We start from the raw sequence: 16,090 nt of genomic DNA on the forward strand, positions 1-16,090 counted from the left end.
TCAATCCCGGCTTTCGATCGCGAGCAGCAGCCCTTCCTTGATCGCGATCATGCCTTCGCCGCCGGTCAGCTTGTTGCTGATGCCGATCGATTGGCCGATCTCGATGGCCGCGTCCGCGAGGGGATACCGGAAACCGGTCAGCGTGATGCCGGTCACCGATTCCGTAAGCGGCAGCAGCGAGATGTATGGGAAGCCCTCGTCCGCGATCCGCAGCGACCGCGAGACCAGCCGGATGCGGTTGTGCTCGTCCGCCAGGCAGGCCGGGACGCCTTCGCGCGCGGCGAAGCGAAGCAGGTGCACGTTCGCGAGCGTATGGTCGAAGCGGGTGCCGAGACCGCCGACGAGGACGATCTCCTTGGGGCGCTTGGCGACGGCCAGCCGCCAGGCGAGTTCCGTGTCGGTATAATCCTTGTCCACGGGGTCGTATTCCCGCGTTTCGGCGCTGACCCGACGGACGAGCGCGAGCTCCTCCGCGGTGACGGAATCGAAATCGCCAAGCGCGATGTCCGGGCGGAGGCCGCGGCGCGCGAGGAAGAGCGCGCCGGCATCCGCACCGATGAGGAAATCATCCGGTTCGATCAGCGGCAGCGCCCAGTCTCCAAGCCGGCCTCCCGTCACGATCACAATGCGTTTGTCGTTCATATATCCATGAAACCGCCTTTCGATAAGAGTTCAAATCAATTGTTCCTTAGTCGTTGCCCAGTCAGCGCGCAGCCCGGAAACTGCCGCAGCGGTTCTTAAGCCAAGTATACGTTCGTCCGCCGTCGTTTGCCAACCGGCTGCTTTGCGAACTGGCGTGCAATTACCGCTTGAAGATTCCAGTCGCCGCGGCTAAAATGAGAAAGGATTTGAGAAAGGATTATTGAAGAATAGGACGAAACCGGCGGAGGCATCATGAGATGAATGCAGCGATGAATATGGACATCTTCACGGTCTTCAGCATTATCGGCACGATTGCGTTCGCGGTGAGCGGCGCGATCGTGGCGATGGAGGAAGAATACGATATACTGGGCGTTTACGTGCTCGGCCTCGTGACCGCGTTCGGCGGCGGCGTGATCCGCAACCTCTTGATCGGCGTTCCGATCACGACGATTTGGACGCAGGGCATGCTGCTCAAAACCGCGGTGATTGCGATGACCGTAGCTTTCGTCCTTCCCTTGAAATGGATTCGGACCTGGAAGAAGAGCGAGGCGTTCTTCGACGCGATCGGGCTGTCCGCCTTCGCGATCCAAGGCGCGCTGTACGCGACGGGCAAATATCCGCTTAGCGCGGTCATCGTGGCGGCGATGCTGACGGGCATCGGCGGCGGCATGATCCGCGACGTGCTGGCGGGACGGAAACCGCTCGTGCTGCGGGACGAAATTTACGCCGTCTGGGCGATGAGCGCGGGGGCCGCGATCGGGCTCGGGTGGTTCCGTTCGCCGGTGGAGCTGCTGATCCTGTTCGCGGCCGTCATCCTGTTCCGGATGCTCTCGGTGCATTACGGCTGGCGGCTGCCGCGGCGGTCGCTGAAATACGCATTGTCGCAATCGGTGTTCGCGGAAGACGAACGAACGGCGGCGAAGAAAGAGCATAAGGAAGGGGTAGGGCTTTGATTCGGGTTTTGTTTGTATGTCTCGGCAATATCTGCCGTTCGCCGATGGCGGAAGCGGTGTTCCGGAACCTGGTGAAGACCAGGGAATTGGAGGCCCGGATCGAGGTCGATTCCGCGGGCACGGGAGACTGGCATCTGTGCAAGCCGCCCCATGAAGGGACCCGCGCCCTGCTGGACCGGCACGGCATTCCGTACGAGGGCATTCGGGCCCGGCAGGTGCTGCTGGATGATTTCAACCGGTTCGACTACATCGTCTGCATGGACGCCAACAACGAGACCGACGTGCGGGACGTGTTCGGCAGCAAGGCGGACGGCAACGCGAAGGTGTTCCGGTTCATGGACCTGATGCCGGAGAAGGAAAGCAAGGACGTGCCGGACCCGTACTACACCGGCAACTTCGACGAGGTGTACGAGCTGGTCGCGAAAGGCTGCGAGCGGCTGCTCGACCGCATCCGCCGCGCGCACCCCGACAAGGTATAAGACGACGCGACGCTCGTATCCAGAGCCGCGTACAGCGGCCGGCATGAACAAAAAACCGTAAGCACCCCGGCGGGGCTGCTTACGGTTTTTGTTTTTTACCGGTTATTCGCGTGGAGCGCGGGAACGCGAACGGAGCGCCTCAGCTCTCCGCGCGCAGGAACGTGCGCAGCGCGTCCGGGAGGAATCGCTGCCAGAAGCCCCAGACGTGATCGCCGTCATGCTCGCCGTAGACCGCCGATGCGCCCTTGCTTTCGAGAAGGCGCCGCATCTCTCGGTTGAGCGCGACGAAATCGAAGACACCGAGATCGGATTTGAACGCCGTTTCCTGCAGGCCGACGATCATGAACAGCGAGAGCGCGCTTAGATCGCCCGCGGCTTCGACGATTTTCCGCATCTCGGGATAAAAGGCGCCGGACAAGGCAATAATTTGATGGAACAAATTGGGATATGCGAGCGCGAGCAGCACGCTGACGGAGCCGCCGAGCGAGTCCCCGGCGAGAATCCGCGACTCCGATTCGCGGCGGATCGGATATTTTTCTTCGATGAACGGAATCAGTTCTTCGCCGAAGAACGAGACGTAAGCCCGGTGGCGATCGCCTTCCGGCGCGTATTCCGCCGTCCGGTGGGCGAGATTCACGTCGACGCCGACGATGAGGAACGGCTCCACGCCTTCGTCGAGAATCAGCTGGTTCGCGATCGTGGCGATCCGCCCGAAGTTGAAAAACTGTTCGCCGTCCTGGCAGTAGACGACGGGATAACTGAGCAGCTCGTTGTAGCCCGGGGGCAAATAAACGCGAAGATTGCGGGAGCCTTCCGGCAAAAAGCGGCTGGCGACGACTTCCTTCACGATCGTTCGTTTTAAATAGCGTTGGTCCGTCATGCGGCGATATCTCCTTTCGATTGCAAACGCTTTGCGCCTGCTGCATGGTTTCGCGGCCGTTAGGGTAAACAAAAGGGAGGCGTACCGCGATTTCCATGCTGTTGTATTATGCTGTACTATCAAAATTTAACAGCTGTTACATATACAATTTGGCAGGATTATAGACATTTTGTTGCCGATTACAGCGGAATTTAGTGCTTTATGCTTTGACCATATCGGTTAAACAGGTTTATAATCATTCTATAACAGAGCTACGCGATTTTTCAAATATTTAACTGAGGTGAACAATATGAGCAAGTTGCCTTACGAAGTTCATTCGGAGCCGGTTACGCCGCTTTCCGTCTTGTCTCCCGAAGGAGAAGTCGTAAACGAGGCCTATATGCCGAATCTTACCGACGAGCAGTTGAAAGAAATCATGTACCGCATGGTATTCACCCGCACGTGGGATGAGCGCGCCGTCAACCTCGGCCGCCAAGGCCGTCTCGGCTTCTACGCGCCGGTGTCCGGCCAAGAAGCGTCCATGGTCGGCAGCGAATACGCCCTGAACAAAGACGACTTCATCTGCCCCGGCTACCGCGACATGCCGCAAATCGTATGGCATGGCCTCCCGCTGTACCAGGCGTTCCTGTACTCCCGCGGCCATCAGCAAGGCGGCCAAGTGCCGGAAGGCGTCCACGTTCTCATGCCGCAAATCATCATCGGCGCGCAAATTTTGCACGCGACAGGCGTTGCGATGGCGTTCAAGAAGAAAGGCGAGAAGCGCGTCGCCATTACGTACACGGGCGACGGCGGTTCCTCCGAGGGCGATTTCTACGAAGGCTTGAACTTCGCGGGCGCATTTAAGCTTCCGGTCATTTATGTCGTTCAAAACAACGGCTACGCGATCACGACGCCGTTCGCCAAACAAACGGCGGCGCAGTCCATCGCGCATAAAGCGGTGGCTGCCGGCATTCGCGGCGTACAAGTCGACGGCATGGACGTCCTCGCCGTCATCAAAGCGGTATCCGAAGCGGCGGAACGCGGCCGCAACGGTGAAGGCGCGACGCTGATCGAGATGATCACGTACCGGTTCCGCCCGCACTCCATGGCGGACGACACGACCAAATACCGCACGAAGGACGAAGAGGGCGAGTGGAGCCTGAAGGATCCGATCACGCGCTTCGCCAAATTCCTCGAGAAGAAAGGGCTGTGGACGGAAGAAGATACAGCCCGCGTGAAAGAGGAAGCGAAAGCGGCCGTCAACGAAAACATCAAAAAAGCCGAAGCGACCGAAAAAATGACGGTTCCGGGCCTGATCGACTCCATGTTCGAAACGACGCCGGCCTACCTGGAAGCACAAAAAGCCGATTTTCAATAATGGGATGAATAGAGAAGCAAGCTAAGGAGGAACTCGCGACAATGGCTCAAATGAACATGAAAGAAGCGATCCGCGATGCGATGCGCGTGGAGCTTAAGAACGATCCGAACGTAATCGTCTTCGGTGAAGACGTCGGCAAAGTCGGCGGCGTATTCCGGGCGACAGAAGGGCTGCAAGGGGAATTCGGGGAAGAGCGCGTATTCGATACGCCGCTGGCGGAATCCGCGATCGCCGGCATGGCGGTCGGCATGGGGATCCAAGGCTTCCGTCCGGTCGCCGAAATCCAGTTCGTCGGCTTCATCTACGAAGCCCTCGATCAAATGTTCGTCCAAGCGGCGCGCATGCGTTACCGCTCCGGCGGCCGTTACAATTCGCCGATCGTCTTCCGCACGCCGTTCGGCGGCGGGGTCAAGGCGGCCGAGCTGCACACGGATTCGCTGGAAGGCCTTGCGATCCAAACGCCGGGCATCAAGGTCATCGTGCCTTCGAACCCGTACGACGCGAAAGGCCTGCTCATCTCGGCGATTCGCGATAACGACCCGGTATTCTTCATGGAACACTTGAACCTGTACCACGCTTTCCGCACGGACGTGCCGGAAGAGGCGTACACGGTCGAGATTGGCAAAGCGAACGTCGTTCGCGAAGGCGCCGACGTCACGATCATCGCGTACGGCCTGATGGTGCACACGGCGCAAAAGGCGGCCGACGAGCTCGAGAAGAACGGCGTGAAAGCCGAGGTCATCGACCTGCGCACGCTGCTGCCGCTCGACATCGAGACGATCGTCAAATCGATTCAAAAAACGAACCGCGCCATCGTCGTGCAGGAAGCGCAAAAGACGTCCGGCGCTGCAGCCGAAATCATCGCGCAAATCAACGAGCATGCCATCCTTCACCTGGAAGCGCCGGTTCTCCGCGTTGCGGGTCCGGATACCGTATATCCGTTCGCGCAAATCGAAGACGCTTGGCTTCCGAACGTGGATCGCATCGTGAAGGCCGCCAACCAAGTTCTGAACTTTTAAGCACCGCTAGACGACAATTGGGCAGGTTGTGAGACCTGAAAGGAGGTCACGGGACGTGGCAAAGTTTGAATATCGTTTCCCGGAGCTGGGCGAAGGCTTGCATGAAGGCGAAATCGTCAAAATGCATATCAAGCCCGGCGATACGGTGACGGATGAAGATATCATCATGGAAGTGCAAAACGACAAGGCGATCGTCGAGGTTCCTTGTCCTGTGAACGGCAAAGTGCTCGAAGTGCTCGTGAAGGACGGACAAGTTTGCCACGTCGGCGACATCGTCGCCGTCATTGATGCCGAAGGCGAAGTGCCCGAACAGGCCGCGCCTGCGGGCGGCGGCCACAGCGAGCCGGCTCCTGCCGCGGAAGCGCCGAAGGCGGAAGCCCCAGCCGCGCCGAAAGCGGAAGCTCCTGCAGCCGCACCTGCGGCTCCGGTGCCTTCGAAACCGGCCGGCGGCCTTGTGCTGGCGACTCCGAGCGTGCGCAAGTTCGCCCGTGAGCAAGGCGTCGACATCGCAAGCGTAGCCGGTTCCGGCAAAAACGGCCGCATCACGCGGGAAGACGTCTCGGCGTTCTCGTCGGGCGGCGGAACGGCTGCAACCGCTCCGGCTGCTCAAGAAGCGGCGGCGGTTCCGGCCGAGTCTAAAGCCGCTCCTGCGGCAGCGGTGTCCGTGGGCGACCGCGCCGAAGAGCGCGTGCCGTTCAAAGGCATCCGCAAGGCGATCGCGAACGCGATGGTCAAATCCGTCTATACCGCTCCACACGTCACGATCATGGACGAAGTGGACGTGACGGCGCTCGTCGAGCTCCGCACGAAAGCGAAGCCGCTCGCCGAGAAGAAAGGCGTAAAGCTGACCTACCTGCCGTTCATCGTGAAGGCGCTCGTCGCGGCATGCCGCCAGTTCCCGATCATGAACGCGATGCTCGACGAAGAGAAGCAGGAGATCGTGTACAAGAAGTACTACAATATCGGCATCGCAACCGACACCGACAACGGTCTCGTCGTACCGGTCATCCCGGATGCAGACCGCAAGAATGTCTGGATGGTGGCTGACGCGATCCGCGACCTCGCGGTCAAAGCGCGCGACGGCAAGCTGAGTGCGCAAGAAATGCGCGGCAGCACGATCAGCATCACGAACATCGGCTCCGCGGGCGGCATGTTCTTCACGCCGGTTATCAACTTCCCTGAAGTGGCGATCCTGGGCACGGGACGCATTTCCGAGAAGCCGGTCGTTAAGAACGGTGAGATCGTCGCCGGTTCCGTCATGGCCTTGTCTCTCAGCTTCGACCACCGTCTGATTGACGGCGCGACAGCTCAAAACTTCATGAATTACATCAAACAGCTGCTTGCTGATCCGCAATTACTAGTAATGGAGGTTTAATACCATGGTCGTAGGTGACGCTTCACTCGATATCGATTTGCTCGTCGTAGGTGCGGGACCGGGGGGCTACGTCGCGGCGATCCGCGCGGCCCAACTCGGTCAGAACGTACTCATCGTCGATAAACAATACGTTGGCGGCGTGTGCTTGAACGTCGGCTGCATTCCGTCGAAGGCACTGATCTCCGCTTCCCATCAATACGAGTCCATCAGCCACGCGTCCGATTTCGGCATCACGGCTTCTGACGTGAAGGTCGAATGGAGCAAGGTGCAGGAGTTCAAGAACAGCGTCGTCAAGAAATTGACGGGCGGTGTTGCTGCGCTCCTCAAGGCGAACAAGATTCAATACTTCGCCGGCGAAGTCATGTTCATCAACGAAAACGAAGCACGCGTCTTCAACGATCAAGAAGCGCCGCGCTACCGCTTCAAAAACTGCATCATCGCGACGGGTTCCCGTCCGATCGAGCTGAAGGCATTCCCGTACGGCGGCCGCATCGTGTCCTCGACCGAAGCGCTGTCGCTGCCGGAAATTCCGAAGAGCCTCGTCGTCATCGGCGGTGGCTACATCGGCATCGAGCTCGGCCAAATGTACTCGAAGTTCGGCACGAAAGTGACGATCATCGAGGGCTCCGACAGCATCCTGCCGGGCTTCGATTCAGACATGTCCTCGCTCGTAGCGAAGAAGCTGAAGGGCGCGAAAGCGGATATCGTGACCGGCGCCCAAGCGAAGAGCGCGGAGCAAACGGACAAAGACGTGACGGTTACGTACACGGTTAACGGCGAAGACAAGCAAGTGACGGCGGATTACCTGCTCGTGACCGTCGGCCGCCGCCCGAATACGGATGGCGAGCTCGGCCTCGACCTGATCAACCTGAAGATGACCGACCGCGGCCTCGTCGAAGTCGACGACCAATGCCGGACGAGCATTCCGCATATCTATGCGATCGGCGACATCATTCCGGGTCCCGCGCTCGCGCACAAAGCGATGTACGAAGGCCGCATCGCGGCTGAAGCCATCGCCGGACAGACGAGCAAGATCGATTACAAGTGCATCCCGCTCGTCGTGTTCTCCGATCCGGAGTGCTCGAGCGTCGGCTACAGCGAGAAGGAAGCGAAGGAAAAAGGCCACAACGTTAAAGTGGGCAAATTCCCGTTCAACATCAACGGCCGCGCCTTGTCGCTCGGCGTGAACGAGGGCTTCGTCAAAATCATCGCGGACGCGGATAATGGTATCGTGCTCGGCGCGCAAATCGCCGGCATCGAAGCGTCCAACATGATCGCGGAGCTGGGCCTGGCCATTGAAATGGGCGCAACGCTTGAAGATATCGCCCTGACGATCCACGCGCATCCGACGCTTGGCGAAATCGTGCTCGATGCCGTCGAAGTGGCGCTCGGCCATCCGATCCACGCGATCGCGAAGAAGTAAGCATCGTTCTGCTCGATATCCACATACAATAGCGTGACAAGCGCGTAGAGGTCCCGCCGCAGTCGTTCTGCAGGCGGGCCTCTTTTTACATAACGGCGCAGCCGATCGACCGACTCCACCGGATAAGGAAGGGATAGGCAGATGACCACGAATGCCAAATCGACGCGGGAATCGCGCTCGACGATGATGCAGCTTATTTTTCCGCTGGACGCGAATTACCACGGCACGATGTTCGGCGGCAAAGTCATGGAGTACATGGACAAAATCGCCGCCATCGCCGCCATGCGCCATGCGCGCGGGCCGGTGGTGACCGCTTCCACGGACAGCCTCGACTTCGTCGCCCCGATTCGCGTCGGCGATATGATCGACGTCGAGGCGTTCGTCGCGTGGACGCATCGGAGTTCGATGGAAGTGTACGTCAAGGTTGAGACCGAGCACGTATACACGGGCGAGCGGAAGACAGCGGTCACCGCCTTCTTCACGTTCGTCGCGCTAGACGACGCCGGGAAGCCGAAGCCCGTGCCGGCCATCGTCCCGGAAACGGAGGAGGAGGCCGAACTGCACCGCACGGCTCCGGATCGTTATGAACTTCGCATGCAGCGAAAACGGGACAGATCCGACATAAAGTGATAAAATAGTAGAAATACCATCGCGGCTGCGGCCGCGATGCGCGGGAGTGGAAGGAAGTTGAGTACGAGCGAACGGCAATACCTGGACCTGCTTCGGCATGTCCTGAAGCATGGCGCGAAGAAGGAAGACCGGACCGGAACGGGGACGCTGTCGGTATTCGGCTATCAGATGCGCTTCGATTTGCAGGCGGGCTTCCCGCTTCTGACGACCAAGCGCGTGCCGCTGCGCCTGATCGCGAGCGAGCTGCTCTGGTTCATGAGGGGCGATACGAACATCCGCTATTTGCTGCAGCATAACAACCACATCTGGAACGAATGGGTGTTCAAGAAATGGGTAGAAAGCGATGCCTATACCGGGCCGGACATGACGAATTTCGGCCTGCGCTCGCAGACCGACGAGGTGTTCGCGCAGCAGTACCGGGAACAGGAGGCGCTCTTCGTCGAACGAATCCTGACCGACGATGCGTTCGCCGCCGAATTCGGCGACCTAGGGAATGTCTACGGCAAGCAATGGCGGCGCTGGCAGACGTCGCAGGGTGAGACGATCGACCAATTGAAGAACGTCATCGCGGAGATTAAGCGCAATCCCGATTCGCGGCGCCTCATCGTCACGGCGTGGTCGCCGGAAGACGCGACGCCGCAACGTGCCGCGCTGCCGCCTTGCCACACGCTGTTCCAGTTCTACGTGGCGGACGGCAAGCTGTCGTGCCAGCTGTACCAGCGCAGCGGCGACATCTTCCTCGGCATTCCGTTCAATATCGCCAGCTATGCGCTGCTGACGCATATGATCGCGCAGGAATGCGGCCTTGCGGCCGGGGAGTTCGTGCATACGATCGGCGACGCCCATATTTATTTGAACCACCTGACGCAGATCGACGTGCAGCTGGCCCGCGAACCGCGGCCGCTTCCGGTGTTGAAGCTGAATCCGGACGTGGCGTCCGTCTTCGATTTCGAGGTCGGCGATATCCGGGTCGACGGTTACGATCCGCATCCCTCCATTAAAGCGCCCGTGGCCGTATAAACCATACCAGAGACAAAAGGGGGATCAGCCATGACGATTACGATGATCGCCGCCATGGCCCATGACCGCGTCATCGGCGCGAACAACGCGCTGCCTTGGCATTTGCCCGCCGAGATGAGCCACTTCCGGCGATCGACGACCGGCAAAACCGTCGTGATGGGCAGGAAGACGTTCGAATCGTTCGGCGGTCCGCTCAAGAACAGGCGCAACGTGGTGCTGACCCGCAGCGTGACGTACCGGCCCGAAGGCGCCGAGACGGTTCATTCTGTCGAAGAAGCGCTCGCGCGCTACGCGGGGGAGGACGAGCTTATGGTCATCGGGGGTGCGGAGATTTATGCGCAATTTCTGCCGCATGCGGATATGATGCTCTTGACGGAAGTCGATTCGGCCGTCGAAGGGGATACGCGGTTCCCTGAATTCGACGCGTCGGAGTGGCAGGCTGCCAGCCGCGAGTTTCATGCCAAAGACGAGAGAAACGCGTACGATTTTACCATCGTCACCTATGTGAGGACGAAGTCCGAACGCTGAGCGGCACCGAAGGAAACGTCGAACGTTATGTGCGAAAGTGCAAATGATTGTACGGAAAATCCATTACATGCCGTAGGCCTTATTGCTACGATATTCTAAATAGTTTTGGGAAAGTTTGATATTGATTGATTGCGGATTTCTCGCTATAGTTTTGAGAGAGAAGACGAACATTCGGTAATGGGAAAATGGATGGAGGAAAGCGATCATGTCGACACCTACTGGATTTATGGACTATAAGCGCGAACTGCCGGCCGACCGCGACCCGCTGGAGCGGATCAAGGACTGGAATGAATTTCATAAGCATTTCAGCGAAGATCAATTGCGAACGCAAGGCGCGCGCTGCATGGATTGCGGCACGCCGTACTGCCATACGGGCATCGAGCTTCCCGGCGGCACGTCCGGCTGCCCGGTCAACAACCTGATTCCGGAATGGAACAATCTCATCTATCGCGGCTTGTGGCGCGAGGCGCTCGACCGTCTGCACAAGACGAACAATTTCCCTGAATTTACCGGCAGCGTCTGTCCGGCTCCGTGCGAAGGCTCCTGTACCGTCGGCCTGATCGGCGATGCCGTCACGATCAAGACGATCGAATCGGCGATCATCGACAAAGGCTTCGAGGAAGGCTGGGTCGTTCCGCAGCCGCCGCTCATGCGCACGGGCAAAAAAGTCGCCGTCGTCGGCTCCGGCCCGGCAGGCTTGGCAACGGCCGCCCAGCTGAACAAAGCCGGCCACACGGTTACGGTGTACGAACGTGCTGACCGTATCGGCGGTCTGCTGACTTATGGCATCCCGACGATGAAGCTTGACAAGAAAGTCGTGCAGCGGCGCGTCGACCTGCTTGAAGCCGAAGGCATCAACTTCGTGACGAACGCCGAAGTCGGCGTGAACGTGCCGGCCGAGCAGCTCATGAACGAATTCGACGCGGTCGTGCTCTGCGGCGGCGCGACGAAGGCGCGCGACGTGGAGATCGAGGGCCGCGGCTTGAAGGGCATCCACCTCGCGATGGACTACCTCAACGGCACGATCAAGAGCTACCTGGACTCCAACCTGGAAGACGGCAATTACATCGATGCGGCAGGCAAAAACGTCATCGTCATCGGCGGCGGTGACACGGGCACCGACTGCGTGGCTACGGCGCTTCGTCATGGCTGCAGCTCCGTCACCCAATTCGGCACGCACGCGAAAGCCCCGCTGACGCGCGACAACGAGAAGAACCCATGGCCGCAATTCCCGAACGTCTACACGCTCGACTATGCGCAGGAGGAAGCGCGCGCCTTGTACGGCGAAGACCCGCGCGCCTTCTCCGTGCTGACGAAGAAATTCGTCGGTGACGAGAACGGCAACGTGAAAGAACTGCACACGGTTCAAATCGAGCGTACGGTCGACGAGACCGGCCGCAAAGTCTACAAGGAAATTCCGGGCACCGAGAAAGTATGGAAAGCGGATCTCATCCTGATCGCCGTCGGCTTCGAAGGACCGGAAAACACGCTGATCCAGAAGCTCGGCGTAGAGCAGGACCGTCGTTCCAACGTCAAAGCGGCGTATGGCAAATACAACACGAACGTCGAGAAAGTATTCGCCGCCGGCGACATGCGCCGCGGACAGAGCCTGGTCGTCTGGGCGATCAACGAAGGGCGCGAAGCTGCGCGGGAAGTCGATCGCTATCTGATGGGGACGACGATGCTTCCTTAAGTCCATTTTTCACAAGCCTATTCACCCAAAGCGCCTTCGGGCGCTTTTTATTTCGTTCTCCGACCGAAAGGAGCATCCTTATGATTCAATACGGTTCCGACAGCGTCACACAATTGAAATTCCGCTCGTTCGTCCCGCGTCTGGAGCGCCGCGACGCCCAATGGATCGACATCGAACTGGCGGTCGACGTCGATCCGGCCACGCCGGTCCCGCCCGAGCTCGCGCAGCTGACGGCGCTCGTCATCTGCACGCATGGCGGCGCCATCGCCCAGATCGTGCCTTTAGATGAAGGGACGGATTGCGAGTTTCAATTTACGGCGGATGAGAAGGATCAAATTCGCGCGTATATCGAAGGCGAAGCCATGCAAGACGCTATCGCAAATCTAGCGCGCAGCGAAGACTAGCTGTGGTACTATATTCCTGAGAGCCATGGGTGATCAGGAGGCGATGTCATGTACGGCCATGCCGCGGGCGTGCTCACGAACGCCGATATTCGCAAGATTCGCCAATACGTCCAGCACAAGCACGGCGACCTGCCGAAGGAGCGACGGGCCGAAATCGTGGCGGACGCTATGCAGCGCGTCGTACTGCGCCAGTTGCCGGATTTTCCGGCGGACGTGAAGCAAACGGTCATGCGGGCGCTGATGCGCGCCGTCGCCGTGGGCATAGCGCTGCCGGTCAATGAAGCCTTGATCTATGAAGCCTGCCTGCAGCTAGACACGGACCTGCCAGAGCTGCTGCAGCCGCTGCAGGCCTGGTGCGAGAAGCGCACGGGCATCGCGATCGATCCGGCGCGGTTCCGGGACGCGCTGGCCGAAAGCAGAGTCATCGCCGCGTCGCCGGCGCTTGGGCTCGCGGCATGGGACGCGGTCGTCGGCGCGGCCGGCTTGTACGACAGCGGCCGGTTCGCCCCGCACGGCGCGCACGCGGCGGAAGCAGGACCGGCGAGGCTGCCCGAGCCGGTGAAACTGCCGACGCGCAGCGCGGCGAAGCTGCCCTCGGGCGCTTACCTGGCGATGTCGCTCGCGCTGTGCGCGGCCATGCTCGGCTACGGCTGGTGGGCGCTTCGCCCGGCGCCGGCCAAGATCGAGCAGCCGCGTACGATCGTGCGGGTCCCGGCGCCGGCGCCGTCCGTCGTCAAGCAGAAGAACGCGCTGCCCGCGGAGCTGCGATACGCCGAAGTCGACCGGGAACGGCTCGTGCGGTATTTGCGGAGCAAGTCGTCGCTGCTGGCGGAAGAGCCGTATTTGAACGCGATTCTGCATGCCGCGAAGGAGCATGACATTCATCCGCTGCTCCTGTTCGCCATTACCGGCCAGGAGCAGGCCTTCGTGCCGAAGTCGGCCAAGGACGCCGCCAAGATCGCGAACAATCCGTTCAACGTCTTCTATAGCTGGAAGGCGTTCAATACGACGATTGCCGATTCGGCCCGCATCGCCGGCAATACGATCAACCGGCTCAGCTTCGACCGGCCGGAGGGCGTCGATGCGGTCACGTGGATCAACCGCGAATATGCGGAGGATCCCCATTGGTCGAAAGGCGTGAACAGCATTTTCAGCGCGATGCTGGCGCATATCACGGCGGACTCGAAACGCTGAAGAAGAGGGATTATCCTGAAAACATTAATCATAGCCGAAAAACCCGACATGGGCCGCACCATCGCCGCGGTCGTGGAGCCGCGGGCGCAGAACAAGCGCACTTATTTGGAAGGCGAGCATTACATCATCACCTGGGCGATCGGCCATTTGGTCGGCTTGGCCGAACCGGATCAATACGACCCGAAATATAAACGCTGGAACGAGGCGGATTTGCCGATTATCCCCGACCGCTTCAAGCTGTGGCCGAACGCGAGGACCAAGGATCAGCTGAAGACGATCGGCGAGCTGTCGAAGCGGTGCGGCCGGCTGGTCAACGCCTGCGACGCCGGGCGCGAGGGACAGCTGATCTTCCATCTCATCCGGCAGTATCTGAAGCTCTCGCAGCCCACCGACCGGCTGTGGATATCCGACTTGACGGCGGAAACGATCCGGCGCGGCTTCGACGGCCTGCGCAGCGACGCGGACTTCGACGATTTGACGCGCGCCGCGCGCGCCCGGAGCGAGGCGGATTGGCTCGTGGGCATGAACGCGTCCCGCGCGTTCACGATCCGCCACAAGGAGCTGCTGTCCGTCGGACGCGTACAGACGCCGGTGCTCGCGCTGCTGTACGATCGCCATAAGGAAATAACGGCATTCAACAGCGAGACGTACTATATCGTGCAGGCGGCCTTCAGCCAGGACGACTTCGGCTACAAGGGCATCTGGCAGGGCGAGCGGATGACGAAGCGCGAGGAGGCGGAGACACTCGCGGCCAAGGTGAAGGGCAAGCCCGGCACCATCGTCAGCTACGCCGTCAACGAGTCGAAGGAATACCCGTACCGCCTCTATGACTTGACGCTCCTGCAGCGCGAGGCGAACGGGCGATACGGCTATCCGGCGAAAAAGACGCTGGATCTCGCGCAGGCGCTCTACGAGAAGCATAAAGTCATCACGTATCCGCGGACGAGCTCCAACTACGTGACGGAAGAGAACATCCCCGTCATGGGCAGCGTCCTGAACATGCTGAAGGGGACGGCGTACGCGGATCTCGCGAACGGCGCTGACAAGGGCCGCGTACATAAAGGAAACCGGGCAGTATGCAATCCCGCCAAGGTCGAGGACCATCACGCGATCTTGCCGACCCCGAAGAAGCCCGGGACGTTAAGCACGGAAGAACAAAACATCTACGACATGATCGTGCGCCGCTTCCTGTCGCATTATTATCCGCCGGCCGTATACAACAATCACGAAGTCATCACGGAGGTCGAGGGCGAATCGTTCCGCACGCGGGCCAAGGAACAACTGGATCTCGGGTGGCGCGTCGTGCTGGATCAACCGGAAGCGAACGCGGCGAAAGGGAAGGGCAGAGGCAAGAGGAAGACCGACGACGCGTCGGCGGCGGACGAGGGCGACGAGGACCTGGTCGAAACCGACCGGCCGTTCTCGGTTGATGCCGACCGGCCCGTCCGCTGCGACGACGCGGCGGCTATCGAGAAAGAAACGAAGCCGCCGAAGCCGTACACGGAAGGCACCCTGCTGAAGGCGATGGAGAGCGCGGGCAAGGCGATCGAGGACGAGGAGCTCCGCGACGCGATGAAGCAGACCGGTCTGGGTACGCCGGCCACCCGCGCCGCTACGATCGAGCGGCTGAAGCAGGTCGGGTACATCACGTCCACTGGCAAGCGGCTCGATATTACGACGAAGGGCTGTACCGCGATCGAGCTGATCCGCGGCGCGGGCGTCGAGCTGCTGACTTCGCCGGAAATGACCGGCCAGTGGGAGCAGCGGCTGCATCAAATCTCCAGAGGCGAGGCGTCAGACGAGCAATTCATCGCCAAGGTGAAGCAATTCGCGGAGCTGATCGTGGCGAAGGTGAAGCAGCAGCAGCAAGCGCCCGCGAACCTGTTCGGCGAACCGGACGGCGGCGGCAAACGCGGGGCGAAAGGAAAGAGCCGCGGCGCGTCGGCGGCTGCGCGGAAAACGGGAGTGGCGGCATCGCGCGCCGGCACCCGGTCCCGAAGCGCGGCGGCTGCCGGCTCGGGGCTGAACGCTTCACGCGCCGGTGCATCCGCCCGCGCGTCCGCGAGCGAAGGCGGCCGTATGCTCGCCGCCCCGGTCGAAGCGGTACCGCGCGCCAAGGCGCCGGCAGCCGCGTCCCGTCCAATAGCGGAGGAGCGCGCAGCAAAGCCGGCTGCGGCGAGCAGCGGAGCCTCGGCCGGCTCGCGCGGCGCGCTCGCGGCATGCCCGAGACCGGGCTGCGGCGGGCAGCTGATCGAAGGCAAGCGCGGGTTCGGCTGCCTGCGTTTTCGAGAGGGCTGCCAGTTCGTCATCTGGAAGGAGCAGCAGGGGAAGCGCGTGACGCCGGCCATGGCCAAAGCGCTGGCCGAGAACGGCGCTACGCGAAAGTCGACGTTCAAGCTCGCGGACGGTACGTCCGTCTCGGGGAAATGGATTTTGACCGACCCGGCCAAAGGCACGATCACCTTTCAACCGGCAACTTAAAAACAGGCTTGT

The 16,090-nt window shown here is 60.6% G+C and carries 15 protein-coding genes; 13 read left to right on the forward strand and 2 right to left on the reverse strand.

The annotated features are described in order from the left end of the window. Positions 1–642 carry a thiamine diphosphokinase gene (locus ACFPB1_RS09555; RefSeq protein ID WP_379224447.1) on the reverse strand — a complete coding sequence of 214 codons (642 nt, stop codon included), beginning with the start codon at positions 640–642 and terminating at the stop codon, positions 1–3. 269 nt (positions 643–911) lie between these two features. On the opposite strand from ACFPB1_RS09555, the gene ACFPB1_RS09560 reads away from it, so the two are divergent. Together ACFPB1_RS09560 and ACFPB1_RS09565 are read left to right on the forward strand one after the other, a co-directional pair. Next, positions 912–1,595: a trimeric intracellular cation channel family protein gene (locus ACFPB1_RS09560; RefSeq protein WP_379224547.1), complete on the forward strand. Its 684-nt coding sequence runs from the start codon at positions 912–914 to the stop codon at positions 1,593–1,595. After that, the gene (locus ACFPB1_RS09565) at positions 1,592–2,074 is read left to right on the forward strand and encodes a low molecular weight protein-tyrosine-phosphatase (protein WP_379224449.1); all 483 of its coding nucleotides are present in this window, start codon (positions 1,592–1,594) and stop codon (positions 2,072–2,074) included. Before ACFPB1_RS09560 ends, ACFPB1_RS09565 begins: the two co-directional genes overlap by 4 nt. A gap of 139 nt (positions 2,075–2,213) precedes the next feature. Here ACFPB1_RS09565 and ACFPB1_RS09570 read toward each other — a convergent pair whose 3' ends face one another. Continuing rightward, a complete protein-coding gene (locus ACFPB1_RS09570) occupies positions 2,214–2,954 on the reverse strand; it encodes an alpha/beta hydrolase (protein WP_379224452.1) in 741 nt (246 codons plus the stop codon). 289 nt (positions 2,955–3,243) lie between these two features. Here ACFPB1_RS09570 and pdhA point away from each other — a divergent pair, with 289 nt between their 5' ends. The 11 genes from pdhA (at position 3,244) to ACFPB1_RS09625 (ending at position 16,078) form a co-directional block, all read left to right on the forward strand. Beyond that, on the forward strand, positions 3,244–4,311 hold the full coding sequence (gene pdhA, locus ACFPB1_RS09575) for a pyruvate dehydrogenase (acetyl-transferring) E1 component subunit alpha (protein ID WP_379224454.1): 1,068 nt from the start codon (positions 3,244–3,246) through the stop codon (positions 4,309–4,311). 41 nt (positions 4,312–4,352) lie between these two features. Continuing rightward, positions 4,353–5,330 carry an alpha-ketoacid dehydrogenase subunit beta gene (locus ACFPB1_RS09580; RefSeq protein WP_379224456.1) on the forward strand — a complete coding sequence of 326 codons (978 nt, stop codon included), beginning with the start codon at positions 4,353–4,355 and terminating at the stop codon, positions 5,328–5,330. Positions 5,331–5,385: 55 nt separating this feature from the next. Next, entirely contained in the window at positions 5,386–6,705 is a 1,320-nt protein-coding gene (locus ACFPB1_RS09585; RefSeq protein ID WP_379224459.1) for a dihydrolipoamide acetyltransferase family protein, read from the forward strand. A 4-nt stretch (positions 6,706–6,709) separates the two neighbouring features. Beyond that, complete coding sequence (lpdA, locus tag ACFPB1_RS09590; protein ID WP_379224461.1) at positions 6,710–8,128, forward strand: dihydrolipoyl dehydrogenase; 1,419 nt, start codon at positions 6,710–6,712, stop codon at positions 8,126–8,128. Positions 8,129–8,269: 141 nt separating this feature from the next. After that, a complete protein-coding gene (locus ACFPB1_RS09595) occupies positions 8,270–8,758 on the forward strand; it encodes an acyl-CoA thioesterase (protein WP_379224463.1) in 489 nt (162 codons plus the stop codon). A gap of 36 nt (positions 8,759–8,794) precedes the next feature. Next, positions 8,795–9,778 (forward strand): thymidylate synthase, encoded by a 984-nt coding sequence (locus tag ACFPB1_RS09600; protein WP_379224465.1) that lies wholly within the window; start codon positions 8,795–8,797, stop codon positions 9,776–9,778. Between the two features lie 30 nt (positions 9,779–9,808). Continuing rightward, positions 9,809–10,306 (forward strand): type 3 dihydrofolate reductase, encoded by a 498-nt coding sequence (gene folA, locus ACFPB1_RS09605; RefSeq protein ID WP_379224467.1) that lies wholly within the window; start codon positions 9,809–9,811, stop codon positions 10,304–10,306. 205 nt (positions 10,307–10,511) lie between these two features. Then, on the forward strand, positions 10,512–11,999 hold the full coding sequence (locus tag ACFPB1_RS09610) for a glutamate synthase subunit beta (RefSeq protein WP_379224470.1): 1,488 nt from the start codon (positions 10,512–10,514) through the stop codon (positions 11,997–11,999). Between the two features lie 80 nt (positions 12,000–12,079). Beyond that, complete coding sequence (locus tag ACFPB1_RS09615) at positions 12,080–12,403, forward strand: hypothetical protein (RefSeq protein ID WP_379224472.1); 324 nt, start codon at positions 12,080–12,082, stop codon at positions 12,401–12,403. Between the two features lie 48 nt (positions 12,404–12,451). Then, positions 12,452–13,597, forward strand: coding sequence for a hypothetical protein (locus tag ACFPB1_RS09620; protein WP_379224474.1), 1,146 nt, complete (start codon positions 12,452–12,454; stop codon positions 13,595–13,597). A 15-nt stretch (positions 13,598–13,612) separates the two neighbouring features. After that, complete coding sequence (locus ACFPB1_RS09625; protein WP_379224549.1) at positions 13,613–16,078, forward strand: DNA topoisomerase 3; 2,466 nt, start codon at positions 13,613–13,615, stop codon at positions 16,076–16,078. Positions 16,079–16,090: the final 12 nt, after the last annotated feature.

Source organism: Paenibacillus sp. GCM10023250 (genome assembly GCF_042653205.1).
In the GTDB taxonomy this organism is placed as follows: domain Bacteria; phylum Bacillota; class Bacilli; order Paenibacillales; family Paenibacillaceae; genus Paenibacillus_Z.